This is a genomic window from Desulfobotulus sapovorans DSM 2055, assembly GCF_059569355.1.
The window spans coordinates 214,279-239,039 of the sequence record NZ_JCANVJ010000002.1; the positions used below are offsets into that span (position 1 = coordinate 214,279).

The following is a 24,761-nucleotide window of genomic DNA, read 5'->3' on the forward strand; positions in this document are numbered from 1 at the left end:
AGGAGCAATGCATGGCATCCATTAAAGGTACTCAGACCGAAAAAAACCTTCTCACCGCTTTTGCCGGAGAATCCCAGGCAAGAAACCGTTATACCTACTTCGCTGCCCAGGCTAAAAAAGAAGGCTATGTACAGATTTCCGCCATCTTTGAAGAGACGGCCAATCAGGAAAAGGAACATGCAAAACGATTCTTTAAATTCCTGGAAGGTGGAGAAGTGGAAGTCCGCTGGAATTTTCCTGCTGGCGTCATCGGAACAACCCTTGAAAATCTCAAAGCCGCTGCCCATGGAGAGCACGAAGAATTTACGTCCATGTATCCCGGCTATGCCAAGGTGGCCCGTGAAGAGGGGTTCGAGGCCATTGCCATTGTATTCGAAAAAATCTGCATCGCTGAAGAACACCATGAAAACCGTTACAGAGCCCTTGCAGCCAACATTGAAGCAGGTAAGGTGTTTAAGCGTGAAGCCGGAACCACCTGGGCCTGCCGTAACTGCGGTTATGTGCATACCGGTGAAAATGCTCCTGAAATGTGCCCCGCCTGCGCCCACCCCCAGGCCCACTTTGAGCTGAAGCCCACCAACTATTGACCTTTCGCGGATACCACAGGTATCCGCATCCCAGGGCTTTGTCCCGGAATGATCCGGCAGGACTGGAGAGTTCACATAAAAAGGGCCTTGTTCTTCCATATACGGAAAAACAAGGCCCTTTCATCTGCACCTGTTGTACAGCAGAAATTCTATCGGGCTCCCGCCGCATCAGCAAAGCGGAAATCCACAAATTTTTCCATGTCGATTTTGTCCCGCATGATATGCATTTTTGAAATCATATACTGCTGAATGGCTTCAAGGTCGCTGACCACAGGCCGCAATTCGTGGGTGGTAATCCGTTGCCTTGGATCTTTCAAGACCTTTGCAATCACCTCCTGATCCTGACTCAGAAAGCTACTGCCTATTACAGAAGCAGCCTCAGGATTCTCATGAATAAAAGTACCTGACCTGACCAGTGAGTTGGTAATTTCCTGTATGGCATCCGGATATTTCGCCAGCACATCCTTCCTGGCCACAAACACACAGCAGGGATGATCCGGCCACAGTTCCTTTGAAAGGAAAAATTCTTCACCGTATCCACCGGCAATGGCCTGGGATCCAATGGGTTCAGCCACAATAAAACCGGCAATTTCCCCTTCATCATCATATTTGATGGCATCATTCATCATGGCAGGCGCCATCACCTCCAGAAATACATCCACCCCTGCCTCACCGCTTCTGCCGGGGCTTAAACCCTTTTCTGACAAAATTTTGTGGAAAAGCATGTTATGGATGGACAGCTGATAAGGAATCAGAACAATCTTACCACTGAAATCCTCAATTTTCTGAATATTTGCAGCCTTATTTTTTACAAGGATACTTCCAGACTTGTGGGTAAACAGAAGAAGTTTTATATCCACACCGGATTTGAACAAATCCATGGCCGTAGGTGCCAGCACAAAGGCACCATCAATACTGCCTTCGGCCAGGGCATCGGCAATTTCATTCCATCCCATCTTGGCGACGGTTTCCAGGGTGCAATGATTCAAGGTTTCCTCATTGTTCAGCACTCTGCTTTTGGAAACACCGAGAATGAGATGATCGGTAATCTTGATATGACCAATTTTGATGATGGGTTTTTCTGCCATTTTTATCTCTCCGGTTCTATGGGGTTTACAAAAACATCGGGAAGATGGATACGCAGAACAAGGCACTCAGGGCAGCAGCAGATGCCTGTGGCAATCAAAAGAGGGAGGGGAAGTACGGAAACCATGAAAAATGCAGAAATCTTTCCAATCCGTATGCCCCAAAATCCCACAGCACCCCGTAAAAGTCAAGAAAACACTTCTTTCCGGGGAGAGGATCCGGGTACCCCACCCTCCAGAAAGCATGGCGGTATCGTTAAACCATACTGGCAAGCCTCCCCTGTTCATTTTCGTATGCTGCAATCCGAGGGCCTTGTCCTGCAAGCCCTTCCCGGTATACAGCCTTTTGTCTGTTCACCCTCTAAATGTATGTTCGGATAATAATTATGAACTCTCATCCAACTGGTCGGCTTGTTGCCCTTATCGCTCTTCTGTCCGCTTTCCCTCCCTTAGCAACGGACATGTATCTGCCCGCACTGCCCACTCTGCAAACCCAGTGGGGTCAACCCCTCAGCATGGTGAATCTTACCCTGGTCGGGTTTTTTGTCACCTATTGCTTTTTCCTGCTGGTATACGGCCCCCTGTCCGATCGTTTTGGCCGTAAACCCCCGCTGATTTTTGGGATCTGTATCTATATCAGTGCAAGCCTGCTCTGTGCCGCAGCCTCCTCCATCCACCAGCTCATTGTCTACCGTATCCTTCAGGCGGCAGGTGCGGCTTCGGCATCCGCTATTGCCATGGCCATCATCAAAGACCGCATCCCCGGACAAAAAAGGGAACAGACCATGGCCCATGTGGCTGTAATCACAGCCCTGGCCCCCATGATCGCTCCTGTCATCGGTGGTCTCATCATGACCCGTTTTTCATGGCCCTGGATTTTTATTTCTCAGGCATTGCTGGGGGGAATTTCACTGGGGGGCGTCGTCATGATGCAGGAATCTCTGAAAAAGGAGGGCGTGGTTCCCGCTACCTTTCTGCGACGTTATCTGGGAGTTCTTAAAAACAGACGTTTTATCAGTATTGTGCTGGTGGTTTCACTCGTTGGCCTTCCCCTTTTTGCCTTTATTGGGGGGTCCTCGGATATTTACATCACAGGCATGGGTCTTTCAGAAACCACCTTCGGTATTCTTTTTGGTGGCAACGCCCTGTGTTTCATGCTGGGTTCCGTCTGCTGCTCCAGACTGGCCCCACATTTTGGGGGAATGCGGCTCATGAGCTTTGGTTTTAGCGGTATCTTTCTGGGGGGACTCGGACTGGTTCTTCTTCCCTTGACCGGGCCTTTGAAAATGGCACTGCCGATGGCACTCATCACCTTCTGTCTGGGACTTAGCCGTCCACCATCCAACAACATTGCCCTGGAACAGGTTGATGTGGATGCGGGCAGTGCCTCTTCCATTCTTATTTTCATCTATTTTGTGATGGGCGCCCTGTCGATGAGCTTCATTTCCCTGAACTGGACAGATAAGATTCAGATCATTGGTCTCATGGCCGCATGCAGTGGAGTCTTCTGCATGATTTCATGGCACATTTTAAAACCCCACCTGCGCATGCCTGCCATAACGACAAAAAAATGAACACCGCAGGAAGGCATTGCGCAAAGGAGAAGTACCCCAGAAGTGTGTGAGAATTAAAAAACGCTACTCTTCTTTTTTCTCCCCGTTTTTATCGGGTGTAAAAAAATCCATGAAAGGCCGGAAAGGAGAGATTCCTGTAATCGTCTTCTGCGCCATCCCTGAAAGATCCATACCGAGATCCAGCATACGGCGGAACTGCTCATCGAAAGCAGACTTCTGCTGGAGATAGTTTCCCAGTATCTGCTGGAGGTATTTTTCAAAAAACTCACTGAGTACATTGTCGCCGTAGCGGATGATGAGGTGCAGCAGTGGGACAGGTAAAAGGGCATTCTTCTGACGCGCCTCTTCCAGTACAATCTGGGTCAGGATAAAGGCTGTGACATCCTCTTCCGTATTGACATCTACAACATGGACATTTCTGCCCTCCCGAATCAGAAGTCGAACCTCCGCCAAGGTAACGTATTTACTTTTTTCCGTATCATACAAACGACGGTTGGCATATTTTTTGATTAAAATACCTTCTCCCATAACCCCCCTCATACATATTGCGATGCAATAAAAAAGGCTCTTCTCAGAAAATCTGAATGTCCAAGGACTTTCAGCCCTTATGAAGAAAAAATAAAAATACCGAAAAGCCTCACTAAAAAAGAATTCTGTCTTTAATTTATTTTCCCCTTGACACACTGCACAAAATACTTAAAATTTGACCATGAAGTTGCAGTGCAACATAAAAAAACACAAACAATCACCAATAGGAGAGCATATCATGGAACCAAAAGTCATTGCAAAACAAATCCTTGACTTCCAGAAGGCCCTCACGAACAACGTATATGCAAGCACTACACTCGTGCAGGATCATGGAGAAAAAATTACCCACCTGCTTCTGGATCCCCTGCCCCATGTCCCGGAGCAGACCAAGAGCCTTGTAAATCAATGGATCGCCAATGTAAAGCAAGGGCAGGAAAAGGCAAGAAAACTCCATGATGAAAGCTTTGCAAGACTGGAACGCTACATCATGGAAACCCCCTGAAATCATAAGAAGGGAGACCCTATGGATGCCCGAGAGCTGGCGATCACCTTACAAAAACAGCATCTGGACTGGATGTGGTCTGCACTGGAATTCACGCAGCGCCAAAACAGGCATCTGGTACTGGCATGGATGAACAGCGAAGCTTTCCCGCTCGGGGATCAGGCCCGAACCCATACCCTGAAATGGATGCAGATCTTTCAAAAAAGCAGCGATAATTTCAAGGAAAGCAGCGAGACTCTCCTGGATAAAATGGCATCCCGAATCAGCTCCCTGTCCTGACAGGAAGGTCTTTAAAAACGTTCTCTGATAAAATTCTGGTACCCGGCCCGCATCGTCCCTTTTCTTCCAAGACCCCCCCGTTCATGGAAGATCGGGGAAAAGACGATGCGGGCTTATTTTTTCTGATCCTTTCCCCCTTTTCCTGCATTTACAAGCTCCCCAGAAAAAGCTACCGTACGTACAACACTGAACAATCTGACCCCATTCCCTGTGTGGGAATTAAAATATGGCTATCGAACCTGACCCTGTTTTTTCCCCCATGGGAAAATTTCTCATCTCACCTGTTCCGGAGGGATCATGAGCGCAAACGGGATGGCACGTCACCCTGGAAAACTTCCCTCCCATCTGGATCTTGAACTGTACATTGACTTTCTTTCCATGCAGACGTCGGTGTTAACGTCCATGGAAGAATACATCCTTCGGGCGTCCACTGAAAAACAGGCACTTACGGAACTTCGACGTGCTTTTCATACGCTCAAAGGGGAATCCGGATTTTTCCGGCTGGATGCGGTGGAAAGCCTCTGCCATAGCGCTGAAGACGTGCTGGACAAGGATGCTTTTACCGAAAATGCCATTGATCTTTTTCTGGACATCCAGTCCTGGTTGCGCAGATCCTTTGACTGGTATGCTGGCAAACCCGTCTCTCCCCCCGAAAATCCTGAAAAGCTTCTTCAGAGACTTCGGAATCTTGAGGAAACGCCTTCGGTTGCAAACCGGATACTTGGCGATCAGCAACAGGAAAACAGTCGGCTTGTCCATGAAAATGTGCTGGTGGAAGCCACGCGTCTGGATCGTCTCATGGATACCATCGGGGAACTTGTGATTGTGGAAACCATGGTACACCAGTCTCCGGAACTGATGCACATAAAAAGCGGTACCCTTCATACCCATCTGACCCAGCTCCGTAAACTCACAAGGGAGCTTCAGAATCTTGGTCTCACACTTCGTATGGTACCCATCCGGCCCCTTTTCATGAAAATGGAGCGTATGGTGCGGGAGCTGGGTGTCACACTGAATAAATCTGTTGCCTTTCAAACTCTGGGTTCCGAAACGGAGCTGGACAGATCCCTGGTGGAACACCTCAGGGATCCCCTGCTCCACCTGATCCGTAACGCCATGGATCATGGCATTGAAAGTCCCGACGTCCGTAAAAAAAAGGGAAAACCGGAAAAGGGTCTCATTCTTATGGAAGCGCGACACCGGGGAGGAGACATTCATATCAGCATACGCGATGACGGTCAGGGATTTGACCATCTTTCCATTGCCCGCAAGGCAAGGGAACAGGGCCTCATTTCCCATGATAATCCCCTGAGTACAAAAGAGATTCAGGAGATTATCTTTCAGCCAGGCTTTTCCACGGCTGTCACCCTCACAGAAATTTCCGGCAGGGGCGTGGGACTCGACGTGGTAAGGGAAAAAATCCAGAATCTTTCCGGAGATATCCGCCTGGAAAGCGAAAGCCACACAGGATCAGCCTTTCATCTGCGCATCCCCATGACCGTTGCCATCATTGATGGCATTGTCTGCCGTTGTGATAAAAAACGCTATGTCCTGCCCACCCTCTCTGTGCTGGGAAGCCTTGAAGTCTTTCCGGAACAGCTCTGTACCCTGCCATCCGGGATGTGCATGACCCCTTTTCACGGTCATCTTCTGCCCGTCGCCCCTCTTGAAGCCCTTTTGCAGGGAAAACCCCTCTCCCGAAAAGGAAAGCTCATGCTTGTCATTGAGGGAGACGGCAGTCGTGCAGGGATTCTCGTGGAAGAGATTCTGGGAAAACAGCAGATTGTGATCAAACCTCTGGGCGAGGTTTTCAGTGGAATACGGGGAATTTCCGGAGCCACCATCATGCCCGACGGGGAGGTGGGGCTGATTCTCGATCCCCAGGCCCTGATCCGGATGGCCTTTCGGGAAAGCGAAAGCGAAAAAGCACTGGACAGCTTCCCTCTGAGGGGATAAGGCAGAAATGTTCTGGCCTTGTCCCAGAGTCTAAAAAAAGGCCCCGCAGGTAAACGCCCGCGTGTTCCCTTGCGCCGGTTTACGAACCCATACCAGCACATCCTGCCCAACCTTTCCAAGGAGTTCTCATGTCTCCCATTCCCGTCATGGTTAACGGTCTTCCCGGCAATGTTGCCGCAACACTCATTCCCCACATCCTTAAAAATAACCATTTTACCCTGCTGCCCGTCTCCCTGACCGGGCCGGATACAAAGGAGACAAGGGTTTCCTGCCATGGAGTCTCCTTTGATCTCATGCGCCCCGAAAGCCGGGACAGTCTGATCCGTCCTGTACTGGAGGCCCATCCCGGACTTGTGGCCATTGACTACACCCATCCCAGTGCAGTGAATGCCAATGCCGATTTTTATGCCCGCCACGCCATCCCCTTTGTCATGGGAACAACGGGCGGGGACAGGGAGGCCCTTTTCCAGACAGTACGCCAGTCTTCCACCTCAGCGGTAATTGCACCCAATATGGCCAAACAGATTGTCGGGTTCCAGGCCATGATGGCCTATGCCGCCCAAAACTTTCCCGGTCTTTTTGAAGGCTACAGCCTGCGTATCGAAGAAAGCCATCAGGCAGGCAAGGCGGATACCTCGGGAACGGCCAGAGCCATGGTGGAATCCTTCAATGCCCTGGGCATCCCCTTTTCCGTGGAAGAAATCGAAATGGAAAGAAATCCGGAACAGCAGCAAAAAATATGGGGAATCCCGGAAGCCCATCTGAAGGGCCATGCCTGGCATACCTATACCCTGGTCTCCCCGGATAAAAATGCCATGTTCCGTTTTGTCCACAACATCAATGGCCGGGACATCTATGCCCAGGGCACCCTGGATGCCGTTCGCTTTCTCGTTTCTCACATGAAAAAGAGCGAGAAAGGCAGAATTTTTTCCATGATGGATGTTCTCAAAGATCCCGCATGTCCAGCATCCGCTTAAAAAAACAATTCCATTTCGGCGCGGCTGCCATCGTTTTTGTCTTCTGCCTTGCAGCCGCCCTCATGGAATACTTTTATCTCCGCCATGAATATTTTACCCTTTTATACCAGAAGACCAGCCTCTTCATGGCCATGGCCCAGTCCAGCCGGGACTATGTAAAGGAGGTGCTCCGTCCCAGAATGCAGGAAAGACTTCCCGATGACGACCTGATTCTGGAAGCCATGAGCACTTCCTTTGTGTCGCGGGAAATCATGAACCGGCTGCACAACCATTTTCCCGAATTCAGCTACAAACGGGCTGCCTTAGATCCGAGAAACCCCGTCAACCTTGCCGACACCTTTGAGACGGAGCAGATCCGTCTTTTTTCCGAAAATCCGGGAATGCAGGAATGGCGGGGAGTACTCCGTTCATCGGGTCATGCCTATTTTGTCCATATGACCCCCGTGCGTGTGGAAAAAGATTGCCTTGCCTGCCATGGTACTCCGGAACAGGCTCCCAAGGCCATCCTTGCAAACTACGGGGACAAGGCCAGTTTTTTCTATGATCTTGGTGAGGTTGTCGCTGCTGAGACCCTGTATCTTCCCATGAACCCGACCCTGATCCGTATTCAGGAAAAAACCTGGGCCATTTTTTTCATCACCGTCCTCTCCCTCGCCTCCCTTCTTCTGTTTTTCTACCTGCTCTTCCACAGAACCGTTGTGCGCAACCTGAGAGAAATTCTGAACCATTTCAAAGATATTCATTCGGAATCCCAGCTTTCAGATCTACCGGTTCCGGAAGAGGGCGATGAAGCGGAACAGATTCAGAACCATCTCCACGCCCTTGCCCAGGAACTGCGTCAGGCCCACAGTGATCTGAAAAAAAGTGAAACCCGTTACAAAAGTATTTTTGAAAGCTCACCGGAGGCCATTTTACTGAGCAAAACTGGAAAACTCACGGACATCAACCGGACAGGCCTGCAACTCTTTGCCTTTGAAGGTATGGAGGAAGCTTTGGGCATTGAATCCGTGTACCAGCTCTTCTGGGATGGTCAGGAAGCCACCCGTCTCTGGGAAATTCTGAGGCGTAAAGGGTCTGTTCAGGATTTTGAAATCCATCTCGTCAATCGTAAGGGAGAACGGCGGGACGCCCTTCTTTCTGCCCTGACCACTGGGAATTCTTCTGCGGATATTCCGGATTTTGAGGCGACGGTGCGGGATATCACGGAAAAAAAACGCATGGATCTCCATCTGGCCCAGACGGACAAGCTGGCTTCCATCGGCCAGCTGGCCGCAGGGCTTGCCCATGAAATCAACAATCCTCTGGGCGTTATCCAGCTCTATGCAGGACTCATTGAAAAAGCCTGCACGGAAAATACGGAAACCCTGGAGGATATCCGCATCATCCAGAAACATACGGATATCTGCAAAAATGTGGTCACCTCCCTTCTGGATTTCTCCAGAAAGGGTTCCAACCTGCGACAAGACATCCATATGCATGACATCATTGAAGAAATGCTCCGGGTGCTTGCCAGGGAGATTCAGAACCGGGATATCCGGCTTTTTCTGGATCTTGATCCCACCCTCCCCTCTGTCATGGTGGATCCCCAGCAGATGAAGCAGGTCTGGATGAATCTTCTCCTCAATGCCATTCAGGCCACCCCACCCAAGGGACACATCAGCCTTTCTTCCGCCCTGAACCGGGATGGGCAAAAGGCCCTTTTCCGAATACAGGATACGGGGCACGGCATCTCGGAACGCAATCTCAAGCGCATCTTTGAACCCTTTTTCACCACCCGCGCAGAACAGAAAGGAACGGGACTGGGGCTTGCCGTTGTCTATGGCATTGTTTCCCAACATGGAGGCAGCATCACCGTGGAAAGCAGCCCCGGACAGGGAAGTACCTTCAGTCTGACCCTTCCTCTGAAACAACGGGCATAAAAAGCATGGAGAAAAAAAACATGGACAGCCTTCTCCTTGTGGACGACGAAAGGGATCTTCTGACGGGCCTCAGCCGCACCATCCAAAATGAAATGGCCTGTGAAATCCACAGGGCCAGCAGTGCGGAAAGGGCTCTCGACATCCTGAGCCAGGAACCCATTGATCTGGTAGTGAGTGATATCCGTATGTCCGGCATGGATGGCCTCTCCCTGCTCCGGGAAATTCACAGAAAGGATCCCCATGTGCCGGTCATTCTCATGACAGGCTATGGCAGCATTGAGGGTGCCGTTGCCGCCATCCGGGAAGGGGCCTATGATTTTGTCACCAAACCCTTTAAACCGGATACCCTTCTCCATACCCTCAGAAAGGGCCTGGAGCACAATCGTCTGGTGAGGGAAAATATCCGTCTCAGCCGCATGGTCTGCCTGCCTTCCGGCGGTCTTGTGGGGCATTCTCCTTCCATGCGCAGGGTTTATGAAAAAATACGGATGCTGGCGCGTACGGACATCACGGTGCTGATCTCCGGAGAAACGGGGACGGGAAAAGAACTGGCAGCCCGGGCCCTGCACGAGAAAAGCCCCCGGAGGGGCGGCCCCCTGATCACGGTCAACTGTCCTGCCATTCCGGAATCCATGCTGGAAAGCGAGCTTTTTGGCTATGCCAAGGGAGCCTTCACCGGTGCCCACAGGGACAGACCGGGGTATTTTGCCGCCGCCGAAGGCGGTACCCTCTTTCTTGATGAGATCGGAGACCTGCCCATGGGCTTACAGACGAAACTGCTGCGGGTTCTTCAGGAAAAGGAAATTCAACCCTTAGGAAGTGACCGGAAAAAACATCTCAATGTCCGCATCCTTGCCGCCACACATCAGGATCTTGCAAAAAAAATAGAGACCGGAACCTTTCGGCCCGACCTCTTCTATCGCCTCAATGTGGCAAACCTGCATATGCCCGCCCTGAGGGACATCCGGGAAGACATTCCCCTTCTTTTAGAACATTTTCTGGAAAAGTGTGCCTGTCAGTTCCGCATGGATAAAAAGCAGGTTTCCTCCGCCCTGCTCCGGGAATTCATGGAAGCCCCCTGGCCGGGCAATGTCCGGGAACTGGAAAATACCCTTCAGGGCCTGTATGTGCTCACGGAAGGCAGGGAAATTCCGGCCCAAAACCCGTGCAGAACCTTAGACGAACCGGAAAATCCCCTGGAACAGGAGCCTCTTCCCGATCTTTCCTTCCCCTATCAGGAACTGAAGGAACGGGTTCTCTCCCGCTTCACCCGCAGATATCTGGATCACCTGCTCCGCAGTACCTCCGGCAATGTTTCCCAGGCTGCAAGAATTTCAGGTATTCAGCGTCAGTCCCTTCAAAAAATCATGCGGCGATACCACATGGATGGAGAACACTACCGCAGATGAGGGGCCTTGCCCCACCCTTCAGCGAGGGGCGGCACTGAGACGGTTTCTGCCGCACTTCTTGGCCGTGTAAAGGGCCTCATCCGCAGCCATGACAAGGCTTTCCAGCTCTTCGTGACAGGAAAGACTGGCCACCCCACAACTGAAGGTGGAAGAAAAAGCGGTTTCTCCCACATGAAAGCAGATGGCGGCAAAACTCTCCCGGAGCTTTTCGAGAAGCCGGATGGCCTTCTCCAGGGAACAGTCCTGGAGGATGACGGCGAACTCTTCTCCCCCATAACGGCCAATCACGTCACTTTTTCTCAGCCTCTGCTTGAGAAGCCTTGCAAGGGCCACCAGCACCTGATCCCCAACGGGATGCCCGTAGCTGTCATTCACCTTCTTGAAATGATCGATGTCGATCATGGCAAAGCAGAGATTTTCCCCCTTGCGGCGGGTATGTTCCATCTGAATAAGGAGATGTTCCCGGATGGCGCTGTGATTATAAAGCCCGGTCATGCCGTCCTTCACCATGAAAGACCGGATGAGCTTCATCCTTTCCGCACGTACGGACACGGCAGATACCAGATATTCCGGTGTGATGGGCTTGGTGAGAAATTCATCCCCTCCCATTTTCCGGGCATCACAGTGCAGGCGCGTGTCCTTTTCCGTGGAAAGAAAAATGATGGGAACGCTGAGGTAGGCATCCATCTGACGGATGGCACCGGCCAGCTCCATACCGCTACATCCCGGCATGTACATGTCCATAAGGATCAGATCCGGAGTGAATTCGGAAAGCAGGGAAAGGGCCTGCATGGGATCGGTCAGCACGCGGGTTTCCATGCCCGCCTCCCGGAGAATGGTGCTGTACAGCTCCGCAAGATGGGGGTCGTCCTCCACAATCATGATCCTGTAAGGCTCAGGTTCCCTGTCGGAGGTCAGATCCTGCAAGAGGGAACACAGGGTCAGGGGATTGACGGGTTTCACCAGGTAGGCGCTGCCCCCTGTACGCACCGCAGCCAGCCGGGCCTTGAGGTCGCCCTGAATGGAAATGAAGATTACGGGAATAGGGGCATACCGGCTTTCCCGGATCTGGCGGATGACCTCCGCCCCTCCCGTATCCCTGTCATGGTGCATCATGTCCATGATGATGGCATCCGGAGGGTGTTCAAAAACGGCCTGACGGAAAGCCTCCAGATCCTCAAAGGCCATCACCCGGAAACCAAAACAGGCAATCTGGGCGGCCATACCGGAACACTGAATGGGGTCATCCTCGCAGAGGTAGACGGTTTTCCGGCTCTCCGGAGAAGATTCCATCTCCGCCATTTCCATGTCCATGGGCAGATAACATTCCGGAGCCACTTCCGGAATCTCCCGGATTTCCCTTTCCATGGCGTCCAGCCTTTCCGCCATCCTCTGCTCCCAGTCCCGTGAAAAATCAGGGCTTTCATGCAGAAGGATTTTGGCAAGGGTTTCTCCGGCATCGGCCGCACGGGCCAGACGGTTCAGACCAAAGGAGGCCGCCGTTCCCTTGAGGCGATGCAGCTCCCGGTGCAGAACTTCCAGTTTCCCCCCTTCCTTTTCGGCCACAGCACCGAAAGCCGTGCGGATGGCCTGAAGCTGATCCGGAAGCTGCTGGATGAAGGTTTCCTTCAGTTTATGAAACCGCTGGGACGGGGAAGGTTTCATGGCTTTTTCTCCTGCATACGGGCGGAGACCAGGAGGGCCACCACCTTAGGAAGGGTTTCCTGAAAGGCTTCATCCTTGGCCACAATGGCATCCATGGCGGGATACCGCATCTGAAGTGCTGCCACCGCATCGGCTGTGAGCAGTACAAAGGGCTGCATGAAAGCCTGCTCCCGCAGCTCGTCAAACAACTCGGCACCGGTAATGAGGGGCATGTGCATGTCCGAAATGATCACAGCAATCCCCGGATCTTCCGCCACCTTTTCCAGGGCATCCATGCCCCCTTCGGCCAGCACCACGTCAAAGCCCTCTTCTTCAAGGGCCATGGCCGCAAGCTCTGCGGAAAACATGTCATCGTCCACCACCAGTACCCGTACGTCGTCAGCTGCCATACGTTTTTTCCCCGTATTTCTGTAAAGCCTCAAAGGATGTCTGCAAGGCTTCCGGATCATTTTTCAGAGTGACCTGTCCAGACCATCCTCAGCCGCCGATGAGGCTGCGGATGGTGTCCAGAAGGTTGGACTGGTCAAAGGCCTGCTTCACGATATAGGCATCCGCTCCTGCGCGGATGCCGCGTTTTCTGTCACTGTCTTTTTCAAGGGAGGTGACCACAATGATGGGGACGGTCATGTAGCGGGGATCTGCCCTCAGTTTTTCCGTCAGGGAAAAGCCGTCAAGCCTTGGCATTTCAATATCCGTAATCACAAGATCATAGAGAGTGTTCCTCGCTTTTTCAAGGGCTTCCTGCCCGTCTTCCGCAGTCTCCACCCGATAGCCGTAGGCCTCGAGGATACTCTTTTCCAGCTCCCGTGTATTGATGGAATCATCCACCACAAGGATCAGGCTTTGGGTCATTTCCGCAACCGGATGGGATTCCAGGGAAACTTCCCCGGCAAGGCGGATGATTTCCGGGATGTGCAGTACAGGAACCACCCCGTCTCCCAGAACAGTGCCTCCCGTAATGATCCTCAGGCGATTCAGAAAACCCGGCAGGGGTTTGACCACCAGCTCTTCCTGATCCACCACCTCCTCCACAAGAAGGCCCAGCTGGCTTTCTCCGTCCCGAACCAGGATCAGCACATCACAGCCTTGCAGGGTGTGTTTTTCATCCAGCCTCAGCAGCCTGGCAAGGCTTTCCACGGGCACGATCTGTTCTCTCAGACGAACGGCTTTTTTGCCCACAATCTCGATGAGATCTTCCCCTCTGATCCTGTGGATTTCCACTATCACCGTAGCCGGAATGGCAAAGGATACCCCGCCCGCCACAACCCTGAACAAGGGAAAAACCGCCAGATTGAGGGGAAGATGCAAAAAAATGGACAGCCCCTTTCCCTTTTCCGTTTCAAGGCTAATGGAGCCCCGCAGTTCATGGACGATATTCTGACGCACCACGTCCATGCCCACCCCCCTTCCGGAAAGATCCGTAATAATGGGGCTGGTGCTGAATCCCGGCAGAAAAATGAGGTTATGAATTTCCGCCCTGGACATGGAGGCCAGACTCTTTTCATCAAAAAGCTTTCTTGCAAGGGCTTTGGCCCGGAGTTTTTCCGTATCCAGCCCTCTGCCATCATCCCGCAGCACCAGGGTCACACCGCCTCTGTCATAAAAGGCGGTAAGGGAAATCAGACCCCGTGGAGGTTTTCCCGCAGCCCGTCTTTCTTCCGGATCTTCCAGACCATGATCCAGGGAATTGCGGATCATGTGCAGAAGGGAATCCCCGATTCTTTCCCCGATTTTTCTGTCAAGCTCCGTGTCCCCGCCGGTAACCACAAAATCCGCATCTTTTCCGGCATCTTCGGCCAGATCCCGAAAGGTTCGCCTCAGGGGTTCAAAGACGGTGGAAAGGGGAACCATGCGCAGCTTCAGTGTGGCCTCCTGCAAGGAGGTCATCTGAGGGCTTTGCATCTTCAGACTGTCTGTCAGAACCTGAACCGAACTTCCCAAAGCTGCCAGGGCCGCATCCAGATCGTACAGAACCCGTCTGGCGGACGCGGTCTCGACCCCCCTTTTTCCGTAAAAAGCCGAAACCCCCTCCGCAGCTCCGGAAAGGGTTCTCAGTTTTTCCTGAAGGGAGGCCGCATGAAGGCAGAGACGCCCCTGTTCTGCAAGTACTCCGCCCATGAGGCGTACCAGATCGTCCAGCTTGCTCGTATGCACCCGTAAAAAATTTGTGCCCCCGGCACCTGCGGGAGAAGCATCGGTTTTTTCCGGAAGGAAAGGAGGGACTGACGGGGACTCCGCTGTGACCAGAGAACCTGGGCTTTCCGCTTTTTCAGGACTTTCTCCGGAAAGGACAGCCCTTTCCTTTTTCAAGGCTTCACAGAGATCTTCCGGGGCCGCAGGACAGTCTCCCCCCGTTTCCACACCTGCAACCATGGACGTGAGGGCATCCACCCCTTTTAAAAGCAGACCAAAGGAGGTGCGGTTCAAAAGGAGACTGCCAGCCCTTGCCCCATCCAGAAGATCTTCCATCTCATGGGCCAGTTCGCTGATTCCAGAAAGTTTCATCATTCTGGCAGAGCCTTTGATGGTGTGGGCAGAACGGAAAAGGCCATGCAGTGCGGTGGTATCTTCGGGGGCGCTTTCAAGGCGAAGAAGACCCTCGGTGAGGGCTGCGCAGTGCTCCTTCGCCTCTTCCGAAAACCGGATCAAAAATTTGGATCTGTCGATGGCCATCCGTATTTACCTTCCTTGTTCACCTTCCTTCAAAAGATCCAGCTTATGCCTGCACAGTGCCTGAAACTGTTCCGCATGGAAACGCAGGGGAAAATACAGGGTTCCCAGATCTTCCACCCTGCCGCTCCCCAGGATCTCCAGGGCTGCCCCATAGGCGGCCAGGGCCCGCCTCTTTTCTCCCATCCGGCTGGCAAGCTCGGCAAGGTAGAAATGGGCCGGCCAGCATCGGGCATCCCGGTAGAGAATCTCCCTGAAGCACTTCAGGGCCTCGGCCTGTTCATCCTTCTGGCAGGCAATCAGGCCCAGCATAAGGCTGGCGGGAAGACAGAGGGAATCGATATGCAACGCTCTGTCAGCCGCGGTTTTTGCCTCTTCAAGATTTCCGCTGTTAAGAAACAGGCTGGCCATGAGGGTATGCCCATGAATAAAAGCGGGATCTCTGACCAGAAGTCTCTTCAGGAGGATAAGGGCCTGATCCGGACAATGGACCGTCACTCTGGCCAGAGCCTCATCAAAAAGACTGCGGACATCCCCTTCCACGGCTGGAGCCGGGATCGGGACAGGTTCCCGGATTTCTGGGGAAAGGGAAACAGGAGGTTTCCTTTTCAAAACCGATCTGACAAGGTTCCGAATCGGTCGCATCGGTTTTCGTTCCGGGAGAAGCTTTTCCGGCAGTTTCTGATACATGAAAAGCCCCTCCCGTTCCACAAGGGAAAGGACGCCGAGATTGTGATGCAGGGTTTCCGTAGCACTCACGATGAGAACGCCTCGCGTATTCAGGCATTCCGCCAGCCGTGTGAAGACTTCGGCCTGTACGGAAGCGGCAAAATAGATGGAGACATTCCGGTAAAAGATGAGGTCTGTTCCATGCATGGAACCGGGATAAGTGCTGCTGCGGAGGTTGGCTGTCTCAAAGGAGACCATGTTCCTGATCTCTTTGCGTATTCTGTACTGCCCCTGAAGTGCAGGCTCAAAATAGCGATCCAGCCTTTCCTGATCCATGCCGCGAAAAGAGTGCCTGCCGTATACGCCGCCCATGGCTTTCCGGATGGCGGCGGTATCCAGATCCACACCTGTGATTTCAAAAAGCCGGGCCGCCTCCTGCCCGTAACGCTCATGCAGCACCATGGCGATGGAGTAGGGTTCCTCACCCGTGGAACAGCCCGCACTGAGAATCCGGATCCGGTTTTGGGGCTGGCGGGTCATAAACTCTGGAATCAGAAGATTCCGCATGAGATGGAGGTAGCTGGATTCCCGGAAAAAATAGGTCTCATTGACGGTAAGGTGCTCCACCAGCCGGTTTCTTTCCTGGGCATCCCGCTCCAGAAGCAAGAAATAGCCAGAAAGGGAAGTCATCTGAAGCGCCTGCATCCGGCTCTTAAGACCGGCGTTCAGGGAGGCCTCCCTGTCCGATCCCAGAGAAAAGCCGAACTCCTTCAGGATCAGTCGTTTAAAAGGCTCCAGCTGCGCTTCCGGAATTTCCGGGCTTTCCGCATTCACAACGCACTTTTCCTGTCTTTTTCCGCAAGATGCAGAAGGAGAGCCGTAATTCCGGCGGGGGAAAGCACCTGTTCCACCACGCCCTGCTGGATGGCCAGGGCGTTCATACCGAAAATCACCGAACTTTCAGCGTTCTGAGCAAGGGTGAGGCCACCGGCTTTCCGGATACTTGCCATTCCGGCCACACCGTCATCTCCCATGCCGCTGAGAATCACACCCACCACATCCGGCCCCAGAGAGGCCGCTGCGGAGGAAAGCAGTCTGTCGCAGGAAGGATGGTAAGGGGAATCGCTGCCGTCCTGAAGGTGGAGAACGCCCTGGGGGCTGACCCGCAGGGTGGATTCCGCAGGGTTCAGATACACATGACCGGGCTTCAGGCGATCCCCGTTCCGGGCCGGAACCACGCGCAGATCCGTGCAGGAATCCAGCCACTGGGCCATGCCCTCCGTAAATCCCGGTGCCACATGCTGGGCCACCACCATGGGGACAGGAAAATCAGCGGAAAATCCGGAAAGGATGGCGCTCAGGGCCTGGGGGCCGCCTGTGGAAGCCGCCATGGCAATAAGCCGCAGCGGGCCTTTTGCCTGCCATTCCGGGAACCTCAGTCCGGTTCTTTCCGCTCCGGTTTTCCTGTTGGCCTGCATGGCGATCTGGTGAACCGCCACATCCACATCCGCCAGCATCTTGATCCTGCGGATCAGTCTGTCGCCGTCCTCCTGATCCATATCCGACTTTTCAAACACATCCAAAGCCCCCCTGGACACGGCGCTGAAAGCCGTACGCACCCCGGAAAGTGAAGTCAGGGCCAGAATGGGGCAGGGCGCTTTTTCCATGATTTTCTGAATGGCCTCAAGACCGTTTAAAACCGGCATCTCAATATCCATGGTAATGAGATCCGGTTTCAGGCTGAAAGACAGGGTGACAGCCTCCTGACCGTTCCGGGCCTCTCCGACCACGGCCAGGCCGGGATCTCTTGCAAGAAGGGAGGCAATGCTGTAGCGCATGAAATCGCTGTCATCCACCACAAGAATCCGGATTGCCTGTCCCCTTTTTCCCATCAGCAGCTCCTGGAATCCCTGTTTTCATGTGTACATGCTTCCAGCCTGAACGTGCCCACAAGTCCCTTCAGCTGATCCGCCATCGTCGTCAGCTCCTCGGCCACGCGGCTGGACTCCTGGGCCGAAGCCGTGGCATCCCGTGCCCCCTGGTTGATGTCCTTGATGGCAATGAGAATCTGGCTGCTGGCAATCTGCTGCTGCTGGGTGGAAAGGGAAATCTGGCGGGCGGAATCCGAGCAGTCCTCCACGCCACTCACCACGTCCATGAGCATGGTCACGGTCTCCAGCGACGCCCTGTGGCCTTCCTGCATCATGGAAGCGGTTTTTTCCGAAGACATGACCAGCCGGTTCACGGAATCCAGAATTTCCGTGATGCGGCCCTCGATCTCTGCCGTGGAGGCCACCACACTGTCCGCAAGTCTCCGGATTTCCACAGCCACCACACCAAAGCGTTTGCCCATCTCCCCTGCACTGGCCGCTTCCAGGGCGGCATTAAAGGCAATGAGCCGCGTCTGATTGGCAATATCATTGATGATTTCCATAATTTTTGTGATCTCCTTGGATTTTTTCCCCAAAGAGACAATCTCATGCAGATTGACCAGCATGTCCCGGTTGATGGTATCCATCTTTTCCGTGAGCAGTTCCACTTCTCCGGCCCCGTGGCGGGTATCCAGCAGGGTCTGCTCCGTCCGTGTCACCACACTCTGACTGTGCTGGGCAATCTGACCCGCAGAGGAGGAAAGCTCTTCAATGGAGGAGGTGATTTCCGCCACAGAACTGGCCAGCTCCACGCCCAGGCTGGACTGCTGCTGCATGTTGGAGGAAATCCCGCCAGCATACAGGTGAAGGGATTCGGTCACGTCCGCAACCATACGGATATTATCCCGCAATCTGGCGATAAGACCATTGAACCGCACACCCAGCTCTCCCACTTCATCGCCTGACAGTACAGGAACCGAAAGCGTGAGGTCATTGTCGAATCCCCGCATGACCCGTGTCAGGGTCTGGATGGGCCGCACCAGAACCCGGTGAACCCAAAAGGCGGTCATAAGCGTCAGAAAAAGAAGCGCTCCCAGGGTTCCCCAGAGGTGCAAGAGCAGGGTGGCCCTTACCTCCCTGTGAATATTGGCCTTTTCCACAGCCACGGCCACATCGATGTCGTCCATGTAGAGTCCCGTGGCCACCACCCACTGACGGGAGGGCACGGCCTTGGCGAAGGAGGTTTTCGGCCTCGCCCCTTCTTCACCCGGAATCTTCCACAGATAATCGAGAAAGCCCTCTCCCTTTTCCCGGCACATGCGGGTCAGCTCGTGAATGATCCGCAAACCTCGCACATCCTTTTCCTCGGTATGGTCTTTGCCCACCAGTTCCTTATCCGGATGCACCTGCATGACATTGCCATAATCATGGATCCACAGATAACCCCGCTCTCCGTACCGCAGGGCAGCAACGGCTCTTCTGGCCTCTTCCTCAGGCAGGGTCTCAATGAGATTGACCCCCATTTCCACATATTCCATGAGCTGCCGTTTTCTTTCCGCAAGCAGGTTTTCCCGGTAGGCTTCCGCCTGAGCCGTTTCCCGGCTCAGGGTGCTGAGGGCGGAAATCAGTCCCATGGTCAGGGCCGTGAGGGCAATGGAGAGAACAACCAGGCCAAGGGCCTTTTTCTGCAATGTCATTTTCATGGCGATTCCTGTGTATGCGCTTCCTTTGGGTCATCCGTTTTTGCATCCATGCCGGTATTCTGCCCGAGGATACTTCCAAAATCCAGCAAGATGTAAAAACGCCCCTGTCTTGCCAGAAGCCCCCACATCCGTCTCAACCAAGCACGGGGGGCAAGCCAGTCGGGAAAGGGCCGGATGTCGAAAATCGGCACATCCAGCACCTCTTCCATGCTGCTGATGGGAACAAGGTATTCCTTATCTCCCGCTGTGTGGAGAAAAAGTCCGACCCTTTCCTCTTCTTCCTGCGGTACAATCCAGGGAAGTCCCGGCAGTACCCTTTCCTTATGCAGAAAAGCCTTTCCGCTGTGACGGATCTGAAAAGCCGGAACCCCATACTCCAGCCCCCCGGCCCTGAAAAGAAGCAGGGCCACGGTGAGAGGCCCCGTATCCGGAAGGTTTTCCCTCATGGAGCAACCCGATCCGCCAGTTTTTCCACATCGAGAAGGGCCAGGGCCTCCCCGGAAAAATCAACGGTTCCTGAAACCACTTCCCGCAAGACTCCGGAAAGACTGGAAAGGGGAGGCCTTACACTGCCAGCGGAAACATCCACCACATCCACAACCGCGTCCACCATGATGCCCGCACGGAATTTCCCCTTCTGTACCATCACGATCACGCCGCTGGAACCCTGTTTTTTTCCGCTCCCCAGAAACAGGCCGAGATCCATCACCGCCTCAATCTCTCCCCGCACATGGATAAGCCCCGGTATGTGGGGGGGCAGAAAGGGGACGGGATGAACCTCCCGATCCGCAAGGATTTCCTTCACGTCCTTTCCGTAAAGGACATAGCGCTGATTGCCTGCGGCAAAAACCACCATCTTGACCTGATCCTCTTCCACATCCACAACATTCCGGGTTTGACGGGTTTTTCGGATTTCCGCCAGAATCCTGTCCGGACTTAAGGCGTTTTCTTTGTCTGTCATTCCATTACGCTTCCATGTGTCAAAATATCCCTCCCCATTCCGGAAAACCATGGCGGATTTTTTACACCTGCGGTTTTCCGGATTTCTCTCCCCCCCCCGCACTCTTCAGGAGCATGGATTCCATCTATGCAGATGGAAAGCGGCGCGTCAAGAACCAGGGGACGAATCTGAGAGGCTTTTCCGTCCCCCCCAAAAACACCCTCTACACCCCTTTCCCCCCATGGAAAACAAGGTGCCTGCCCTCGGTACCGGATTCCAGTGTCACCCCAATCCGGCTGTCTTCGGGGATTTCCCCTTTGAGGATCTTCACGGCCAGGGGGTTTTCCAGAAGCTGCTGAATGGCCCGCTTGAGCGGCCTTGCCCCGTACACCGGGCTGTACCCCCGTTCCGCCAGAAAATCCAGGGCTTCCTTGCTCAAGGCAAGGGTCACCCTCTTTTCCTGGAGCCGGGCTTCCAGACGCTTCATCTGAAGAGTCACGATGCTGCGGATCTGCTCCGGTTTCAGGGCTTCAAAAATGATGGTCTCGTCAATGCGGTTTAAGAACTCCGGTTTGAAGGTGGCCCGCAACGCCGCTTCCACGGCCTCTTCCATTTCTTTCCGTCTGCCCTCGCCCATTTCCTGAATCATACGGCTGCCCACATTGGAGGTCATGAGAATGAGGGTATTCCGGAAATCCACGGTACGGCCCTGACCGTCGGTGAGACGGCCATCGTCCAGCACCTGAAGCAGCACGTTGAACACATCGGGATGGGCTTTTTCGATCTCGTCAAAGAGCAGCACACTATAGGGCCTTCTGCGCACCGCTTCGGTGAGATAGCCGCCCTCCTCATAGCCCACATAGCCCGGAGGCGCGCCGATGAGCCGTGCCACGGAATGCTTTTCCATGAATTCGCCCATATCGATGCGCACCATGGCCTGTTCCGTATCAAAGAGAAAAGCCGCCAGTGCCTTGGCAAGCTCGGTCTTGCCCACCCCCGTAGGCCCCATGAAAATGAAGCTTCCCAGAGGCCGGTTCGGATCCTGCAAGCCGGATCTGGCCCTGCGTACGGCATTGGAAACCGCCTCCACCGCCCGGTTCTGGCCCACCACCCTCTGGCCCAGAACCTCTTCAAGACGCAGAAGCTTTTCCCGCTCGCCTTCCATCATGCGGGCCACGGGAATACCCGTCCAGCGGGACACCACCTCGGCAATGTCTTCGGCCTCCACCTCTTCGCGCAGCATCCGCTGGGTTTTCTGAAGTTCGGCCAGAGCAGCCCGTGCGGCCTCAAACTCCTTCTGCAATTCCAGCATAAGGCCATATCGGATTTCCGCCACACGGCCAAGATCGCCCCTGCGCTGGGCCTGCTCCTCCTCAATGCCCAGCTGTTCCATTTTTTCCTTGATCTCCCGGATGCGGCCGATGGTGTCCTTTTCATTCTGCCAGCGTCCCCGCTGTTCCTGAACTTCCTCCTTCAGGCCCGCAAGTTCCGCCTCAAGCTTTTCAAGCCGTGAAGCCGAGGCGGCGTCACTTTCCTTGCGCAGGGCCTCCCGCTCAATTTCAAGCTGGGTCATACGGCGCTGCAACTCATCGATGCTGGCGGGCATGGAATCAATTTCCATGCGGATTTTGGACGCGCACTCATCCATAAGATCAATGGCCTTGTCCGGCAGAAAGCGGTCCGCGATGTAGCGATCCGACAGGGTGGCGGCAGCCACAAGGGCCGAATCCTTGATACGCACCCCATGATGCACCTCGTATTTTTCCTTAAGCCCCCGCAGGATGGAGATGGTGTCCTCCACACTGGGCTCCTGGGCCAGAACCGGCTGGAAACGCCGCTCCAGGGCCGCGTCCTTTTCAATATATTTCCGATACTCATTGAGGGTGGTAGCGCCCACGCAGCGCAGAAGACCCCGGGCCAGGGCGGGCTTCAGCATGTTGGACGCATCCATGGAGCCTTCCGCCGCACCGGCCCCCACCAGGGTGTGCAGCTCGTCGATGAAAAGGATGACCCCGCCTTCGGCCTTTTCCACTTCTTTCAGAACCGCCTTCAGCCTGTCCTCAAACTCGCCCCTGTACTTGGCTCCGGCGATCAGGGCCCCCATATCCAGTGCCATCAGCCGCTTGTTTTTCAGGGATTCGGCCACATCCCCTTCCACGATGCGGCGGGCAAGACCTTCCACGATGGCGGTTTTTCCCACCCCCGGCTCACCGATGAGCACGGGATTGTTTTTGGTTCTCCGGGAAAGTACCTGCACCACCCGCCGGATTTCCTCATCCCGGCCGATCACGGGATCCAGCTTGCCTGCCCGGGCCAGATCCGTGAGATCCCTCGCATACTTTTCAAGGGCCTGATACTTGTCTTCGGGGTTGGGATCCGTCACCCGGTCGTTGCCCCGGATGGTCTGGAGAGTTTCAAGGATGTTCTCCCTTGAAATGCCGAACTCTTTAAAGAGTTTCCGGATAGTCTCCCGTTCATCGCAAAGGGCCAGAAGGAGGTGTTCCACACTCACATACTGATCCTTCATGGTGCTGGCCTCTTTCAGGGCCGCCTCCAGCACCCCGTAGAGGCTGCGGGAGGGCCCCCTTTCCCCGACGGCTCCCGTGACCCTGGGAGATTTCCGGAGAAGGTCTGCAACCCCATGGCGGAAGGCTTCGAGGGGCAGGCCGATTTTGCGGAATATGGCCATGGCAATACCATTTTCATCCTGAAGCATGGCTTCAAGAAGGTGAACGGGCTCCATCTGGGGATGACTGTTGTTTTCTGCAATGCTGATGGCTTCCTGAAGGAGTTCCTGGCTTTTCAGGGTCAATTTATCCAAACGCATGGCGTCTCCTTTTCCTGGAATCATAAGGATTGGTCTGGCCTCTTCCACACAGTCCGAGGCATTTTCCCTGAAATCATAAGCATGAGGGCGATGCTGTCAAATAAACGGTCTGGATTTTGCATAACCCGCCACAGCGGATGCTGATCCCAGGCCTTTTCTAATCTGCCAGACAGCGGAAGCCGACGATATTGGCCGCAAAGTCAGGCCGCAGCGGATAACGGGACCAAAGGGACGGTTCCCCTGCTGTGATAAAAGACCCGCCTTTGGCAACAAAAAACGGAACCTGGGACATGGTCTGTTTCACCCCTTCCATGGGGGTCTGGGTCCATTCCATGACATTGCCCAGAAGATCCATGAGAGAGTTCATGTTGCGGCCAAAAGAAAAGGCATCTACGGCCGTGGTCTCGCCGATCCCCGCACTCTCCACATTGGCGTTCTCCCCGTTCCAGCTTTCTCCCCAGGGATAGGGATACGCTTTGGCTGTCCGGGCCGCAGCCTCCCATTCTTCCTCCGACGGCAGCCTTTTCCCGATCCAGGCCGCAAACCGGCGGGCATCTTCCAGGCTGACCTGCACCACAGGATGGTTGCGTCTTCCGTGAATACCCGATCCCGGCCCTTCCGGGGCATACCAGCAAGCGCCTTCCACCCGTTTGCTGGCGGTTTCCGCCTGCCATACCGCCCTGAGTTCTCCCGTAACGGGATCTTTCACCCTGCGGAAACGGGGCTGAAAGACTGTCCCATAGCCCATTTTTTCCGCCGTTGTACGGTATCCGGTTCGCTCCACAAACACCTCAAACAAAGCATTGGTCACGGGAAAACGGCCCATGTAAAAATCCGGAAGGGTGATTTCCCGGGCCTTAAGCTCCAGCTTTCCGGGAGTGGGAGAGCCGATGGTGAACCCTCCTCCCTGAATAAGGGGATACTGGTTGTAAAAACGCTCCATGGCCCCCAGATATCCGTCAAAACGCTCGGATAAGAGATTGTTTTTTTCCCTGTCCTCAGGGTCGTACTCACTGAAATCCTCATCACTGCCAAAGGGAAGCCCCAGCTCCGGAGGCTCTTCCTTTTCTTCTTCAGAGCTTTCCGGATCGGATTCAGGCTCCGGTTCCACAAGCTCCTCAAAGAGATCCGGATCCAGATCTCCCTCCACCTCCACTTCCTCCACCTCCTGATCCTCAAGGAGATCCAGGACAGGTGCCTCCTCCTCAAGGGGAAGTTCGGGAATGTCCTCATCCGCATCCATCAGTTCCTCATCGTCCGCCAGGGCAACGAGATCCCCTTCTTCTCCCTCAAAATCAAGGAGTTCTTCGTCTTCACCCATTTCAAGGACTTCGGAAGCCTCATCTTCCTCCACTTCGATCAGTTCTTCATCGTCTCCGGGTTCCATGGGTTCAGAGGCTTCCCCTCCCTCCACTTCGATCAGCTCTTCATCGTCTCCGGGTTCCATGGAGTCGGCGGCTTCCCCTTCTTCCACCTCGATCAGCTCTTCATCGTCCCCGATTTCCATGGAGTCGGCGGCTTCCCCTTCCTCCACTTCGACAAGCTCTTCGTCGTCCCCGAGTTCGATGGGTTCAGAGGCTTCGCCTTCCTCCACCTCGAT

The 24,761-nt window shown here is 54.1% G+C and carries 20 protein-coding genes; 8 read left to right on the forward strand and 12 right to left on the reverse strand.

Annotated features, from left to right (window positions below):
• The first annotated feature begins 11 nt into the window (after positions 1-11).
• The gene (rbr, locus tag BR04_RS03640) at positions 12-587 is read left to right on the forward strand and encodes a rubrerythrin (RefSeq protein ID WP_496354631.1); all 576 of its coding nucleotides are present in this window, start codon (positions 12-14) and stop codon (positions 585-587) included.
• A 149-nt stretch (positions 588-736) separates the two neighbouring features.
• Here rbr and BR04_RS03645 read toward each other — a convergent pair whose 3' ends face one another.
• The gene (locus BR04_RS03645; RefSeq protein WP_496354632.1) at positions 737-1,675 is read right to left on the reverse strand and encodes an ABC transporter substrate-binding protein; all 939 of its coding nucleotides are present in this window, start codon (positions 1,673-1,675) and stop codon (positions 737-739) included.
• A 383-nt stretch (positions 1,676-2,058) separates the two neighbouring features.
• Here BR04_RS03645 and BR04_RS03650 point away from each other — a divergent pair, with 383 nt between their 5' ends.
• Complete coding sequence (locus tag BR04_RS03650) at positions 2,059-3,246, forward strand: multidrug effflux MFS transporter (RefSeq protein ID WP_496354633.1); 1,188 nt, start codon at positions 2,059-2,061, stop codon at positions 3,244-3,246.
• A 63-nt stretch (positions 3,247-3,309) separates the two neighbouring features.
• Here the strand turns inward: BR04_RS03650 and BR04_RS03655 are convergent, their stop codons facing one another.
• Positions 3,310-3,774 (reverse strand): polyhydroxyalkanoate synthesis regulator DNA-binding domain-containing protein, encoded by a 465-nt coding sequence (locus tag BR04_RS03655; protein ID WP_496354634.1) that lies wholly within the window; start codon positions 3,772-3,774, stop codon positions 3,310-3,312.
• 238 nt (positions 3,775-4,012) lie between these two features.
• Here BR04_RS03655 and BR04_RS03660 point away from each other — a divergent pair, with 238 nt between their 5' ends.
• From BR04_RS03660 to BR04_RS03685, 6 genes are all read left to right on the forward strand, one after another.
• A complete protein-coding gene (locus BR04_RS03660; protein ID WP_496354635.1) occupies positions 4,013-4,276 on the forward strand; it encodes a hypothetical protein in 264 nt (87 codons plus the stop codon).
• Between the two features lie 21 nt (positions 4,277-4,297).
• Positions 4,298-4,555, forward strand: a complete 258-nt coding sequence (locus BR04_RS03665; RefSeq protein WP_496354636.1) for a hypothetical protein — start codon at positions 4,298-4,300, stop codon at positions 4,553-4,555.
• Positions 4,556-4,852: 297 nt separating this feature from the next.
• Positions 4,853-6,511 (forward strand): chemotaxis protein CheA, encoded by a 1,659-nt coding sequence (locus BR04_RS03670; protein WP_496354637.1) that lies wholly within the window; start codon positions 4,853-4,855, stop codon positions 6,509-6,511.
• 128 nt (positions 6,512-6,639) lie between these two features.
• Positions 6,640-7,488: a dihydrodipicolinate reductase gene (dapB, locus tag BR04_RS03675; RefSeq protein ID WP_496354638.1), complete on the forward strand. Its 849-nt coding sequence runs from the start codon at positions 6,640-6,642 to the stop codon at positions 7,486-7,488.
• Complete coding sequence (locus BR04_RS03680; RefSeq protein WP_496354639.1) at positions 7,470-9,407, forward strand: c-type heme family protein; 1,938 nt, start codon at positions 7,470-7,472, stop codon at positions 9,405-9,407. Before dapB ends, BR04_RS03680 begins: the two co-directional genes overlap by 19 nt.
• A gap of 20 nt (positions 9,408-9,427) precedes the next feature.
• Positions 9,428-10,816, forward strand: coding sequence for a sigma-54-dependent transcriptional regulator (locus tag BR04_RS03685; protein ID WP_496354640.1), 1,389 nt, complete (start codon positions 9,428-9,430; stop codon positions 10,814-10,816).
• A gap of 18 nt (positions 10,817-10,834) precedes the next feature.
• On the opposite strand, the gene BR04_RS03690 is transcribed toward BR04_RS03685, so the two are convergent.
• The 10 genes from BR04_RS03690 to BR04_RS03735 all read right to left on the reverse strand — a co-directional run.
• Positions 10,835-12,481: a diguanylate cyclase gene (locus BR04_RS03690; RefSeq protein ID WP_496354641.1), complete on the reverse strand. Its 1,647-nt coding sequence runs from the start codon at positions 12,479-12,481 to the stop codon at positions 10,835-10,837.
• Positions 12,478-12,870: a response regulator transcription factor gene (locus tag BR04_RS03695; protein ID WP_496354642.1), complete on the reverse strand. Its 393-nt coding sequence runs from the start codon at positions 12,868-12,870 to the stop codon at positions 12,478-12,480. The genes BR04_RS03690 and BR04_RS03695 overlap by 4 nt, the downstream gene beginning before the upstream one ends.
• A gap of 88 nt (positions 12,871-12,958) precedes the next feature.
• The gene (locus tag BR04_RS03700; RefSeq protein ID WP_496354643.1) at positions 12,959-15,154 is read right to left on the reverse strand and encodes a hybrid sensor histidine kinase/response regulator; all 2,196 of its coding nucleotides are present in this window, start codon (positions 15,152-15,154) and stop codon (positions 12,959-12,961) included.
• Positions 15,155-15,160: 6 nt separating this feature from the next.
• A complete protein-coding gene (locus tag BR04_RS03705) occupies positions 15,161-16,654 on the reverse strand; it encodes a CheR family methyltransferase (protein WP_496354644.1) in 1,494 nt (497 codons plus the stop codon).
• Complete coding sequence (cheB, locus tag BR04_RS03710; RefSeq protein ID WP_496354645.1) at positions 16,651-17,712, reverse strand: chemotaxis-specific protein-glutamate methyltransferase CheB; 1,062 nt, start codon at positions 17,710-17,712, stop codon at positions 16,651-16,653. The genes BR04_RS03705 and cheB overlap by 4 nt, the downstream gene beginning before the upstream one ends.
• Entirely contained in the window at positions 17,712-19,394 is a 1,683-nt protein-coding gene (locus BR04_RS03715) for a methyl-accepting chemotaxis protein (protein WP_496354646.1), read from the reverse strand. Before BR04_RS03715 ends, cheB begins: the two co-directional genes overlap by 1 nt.
• Positions 19,391-19,840 carry a hypothetical protein gene (locus BR04_RS03720; protein WP_496354647.1) on the reverse strand — a complete coding sequence of 150 codons (450 nt, stop codon included), beginning with the start codon at positions 19,838-19,840 and terminating at the stop codon, positions 19,391-19,393. The genes BR04_RS03715 and BR04_RS03720 overlap by 4 nt, the downstream gene beginning before the upstream one ends.
• Positions 19,837-20,355, reverse strand: coding sequence for a chemotaxis protein CheW (locus BR04_RS03725; protein ID WP_496354648.1), 519 nt, complete (start codon positions 20,353-20,355; stop codon positions 19,837-19,839). The genes BR04_RS03720 and BR04_RS03725 overlap by 4 nt, the downstream gene beginning before the upstream one ends.
• Before the next feature lie 202 nt (positions 20,356-20,557).
• Complete coding sequence (gene clpB / locus BR04_RS03730; protein WP_496354649.1) at positions 20,558-23,161, reverse strand: ATP-dependent chaperone ClpB; 2,604 nt, start codon at positions 23,159-23,161, stop codon at positions 20,558-20,560.
• Between the two features lie 157 nt (positions 23,162-23,318).
• On the reverse strand, positions 23,319-24,761 hold a 1,443-nt coding region (locus tag BR04_RS03735; protein ID WP_496354650.1), incomplete at its 5' end, for a formylglycine-generating enzyme family protein.

Excerpts from the sequence above, each read along its gene's own strand:
- rbr (WP_496354631.1), top strand. The coding sequence starts at position 12 with ATGGCATCCATTAAAGGTACTCAGACCGAAAAAAACCTTCTCACCGCT.
- BR04_RS03645 (WP_496354632.1), bottom strand. The coding sequence starts at position 1,675 with ATGGCAGAAAAACCCATCATCAAAATTGGTCATATCAAGATTACCGAT.
- BR04_RS03650 (WP_496354633.1), top strand. The coding sequence starts at position 2,059 with ATGAACTCTCATCCAACTGGTCGGCTTGTTGCCCTTATCGCTCTTCTG.
- BR04_RS03655 (WP_496354634.1), bottom strand. The coding sequence starts at position 3,774 with ATGGGAGAAGGTATTTTAATCAAAAAATATGCCAACCGTCGTTTGTAT.
- BR04_RS03660 (WP_496354635.1), top strand. The coding sequence starts at position 4,013 with ATGGAACCAAAAGTCATTGCAAAACAAATCCTTGACTTCCAGAAGGCC.
- BR04_RS03665 (WP_496354636.1), top strand. The coding sequence starts at position 4,298 with ATGGATGCCCGAGAGCTGGCGATCACCTTACAAAAACAGCATCTGGAC.
- BR04_RS03670 (WP_496354637.1), top strand. The coding sequence starts at position 4,853 with ATGAGCGCAAACGGGATGGCACGTCACCCTGGAAAACTTCCCTCCCAT.
- dapB (WP_496354638.1), top strand. The coding sequence starts at position 6,640 with ATGTCTCCCATTCCCGTCATGGTTAACGGTCTTCCCGGCAATGTTGCC.
- BR04_RS03680 (WP_496354639.1), top strand. The coding sequence starts at position 7,470 with ATGTCCAGCATCCGCTTAAAAAAACAATTCCATTTCGGCGCGGCTGCC.
- BR04_RS03685 (WP_496354640.1), top strand. The coding sequence starts at position 9,428 with ATGGACAGCCTTCTCCTTGTGGACGACGAAAGGGATCTTCTGACGGGC.
- BR04_RS03690 (WP_496354641.1), bottom strand. The coding sequence starts at position 12,481 with ATGAAACCTTCCCCGTCCCAGCGGTTTCATAAACTGAAGGAAACCTTC.
- BR04_RS03695 (WP_496354642.1), bottom strand. The coding sequence starts at position 12,870 with ATGGCAGCTGACGACGTACGGGTACTGGTGGTGGACGATGACATGTTT.
- BR04_RS03700 (WP_496354643.1), bottom strand. The coding sequence starts at position 15,154 with ATGGCCATCGACAGATCCAAATTTTTGATCCGGTTTTCGGAAGAGGCG.
- cheB (WP_496354645.1), bottom strand. The coding sequence starts at position 17,712 with ATGGGAAAAAGGGGACAGGCAATCCGGATTCTTGTGGTGGATGACAGC.
- BR04_RS03715 (WP_496354646.1), bottom strand. The coding sequence starts at position 19,394 with ATGAAAATGACATTGCAGAAAAAGGCCCTTGGCCTGGTTGTTCTCTCC.
- BR04_RS03720 (WP_496354647.1), bottom strand. The coding sequence starts at position 19,840 with ATGAGGGAAAACCTTCCGGATACGGGGCCTCTCACCGTGGCCCTGCTT.
- BR04_RS03725 (WP_496354648.1), bottom strand. The coding sequence starts at position 20,355 with ATGACAGACAAAGAAAACGCCTTAAGTCCGGACAGGATTCTGGCGGAA.
- clpB (WP_496354649.1), bottom strand. The coding sequence starts at position 23,161 with ATGCGTTTGGATAAATTGACCCTGAAAAGCCAGGAACTCCTTCAGGAA.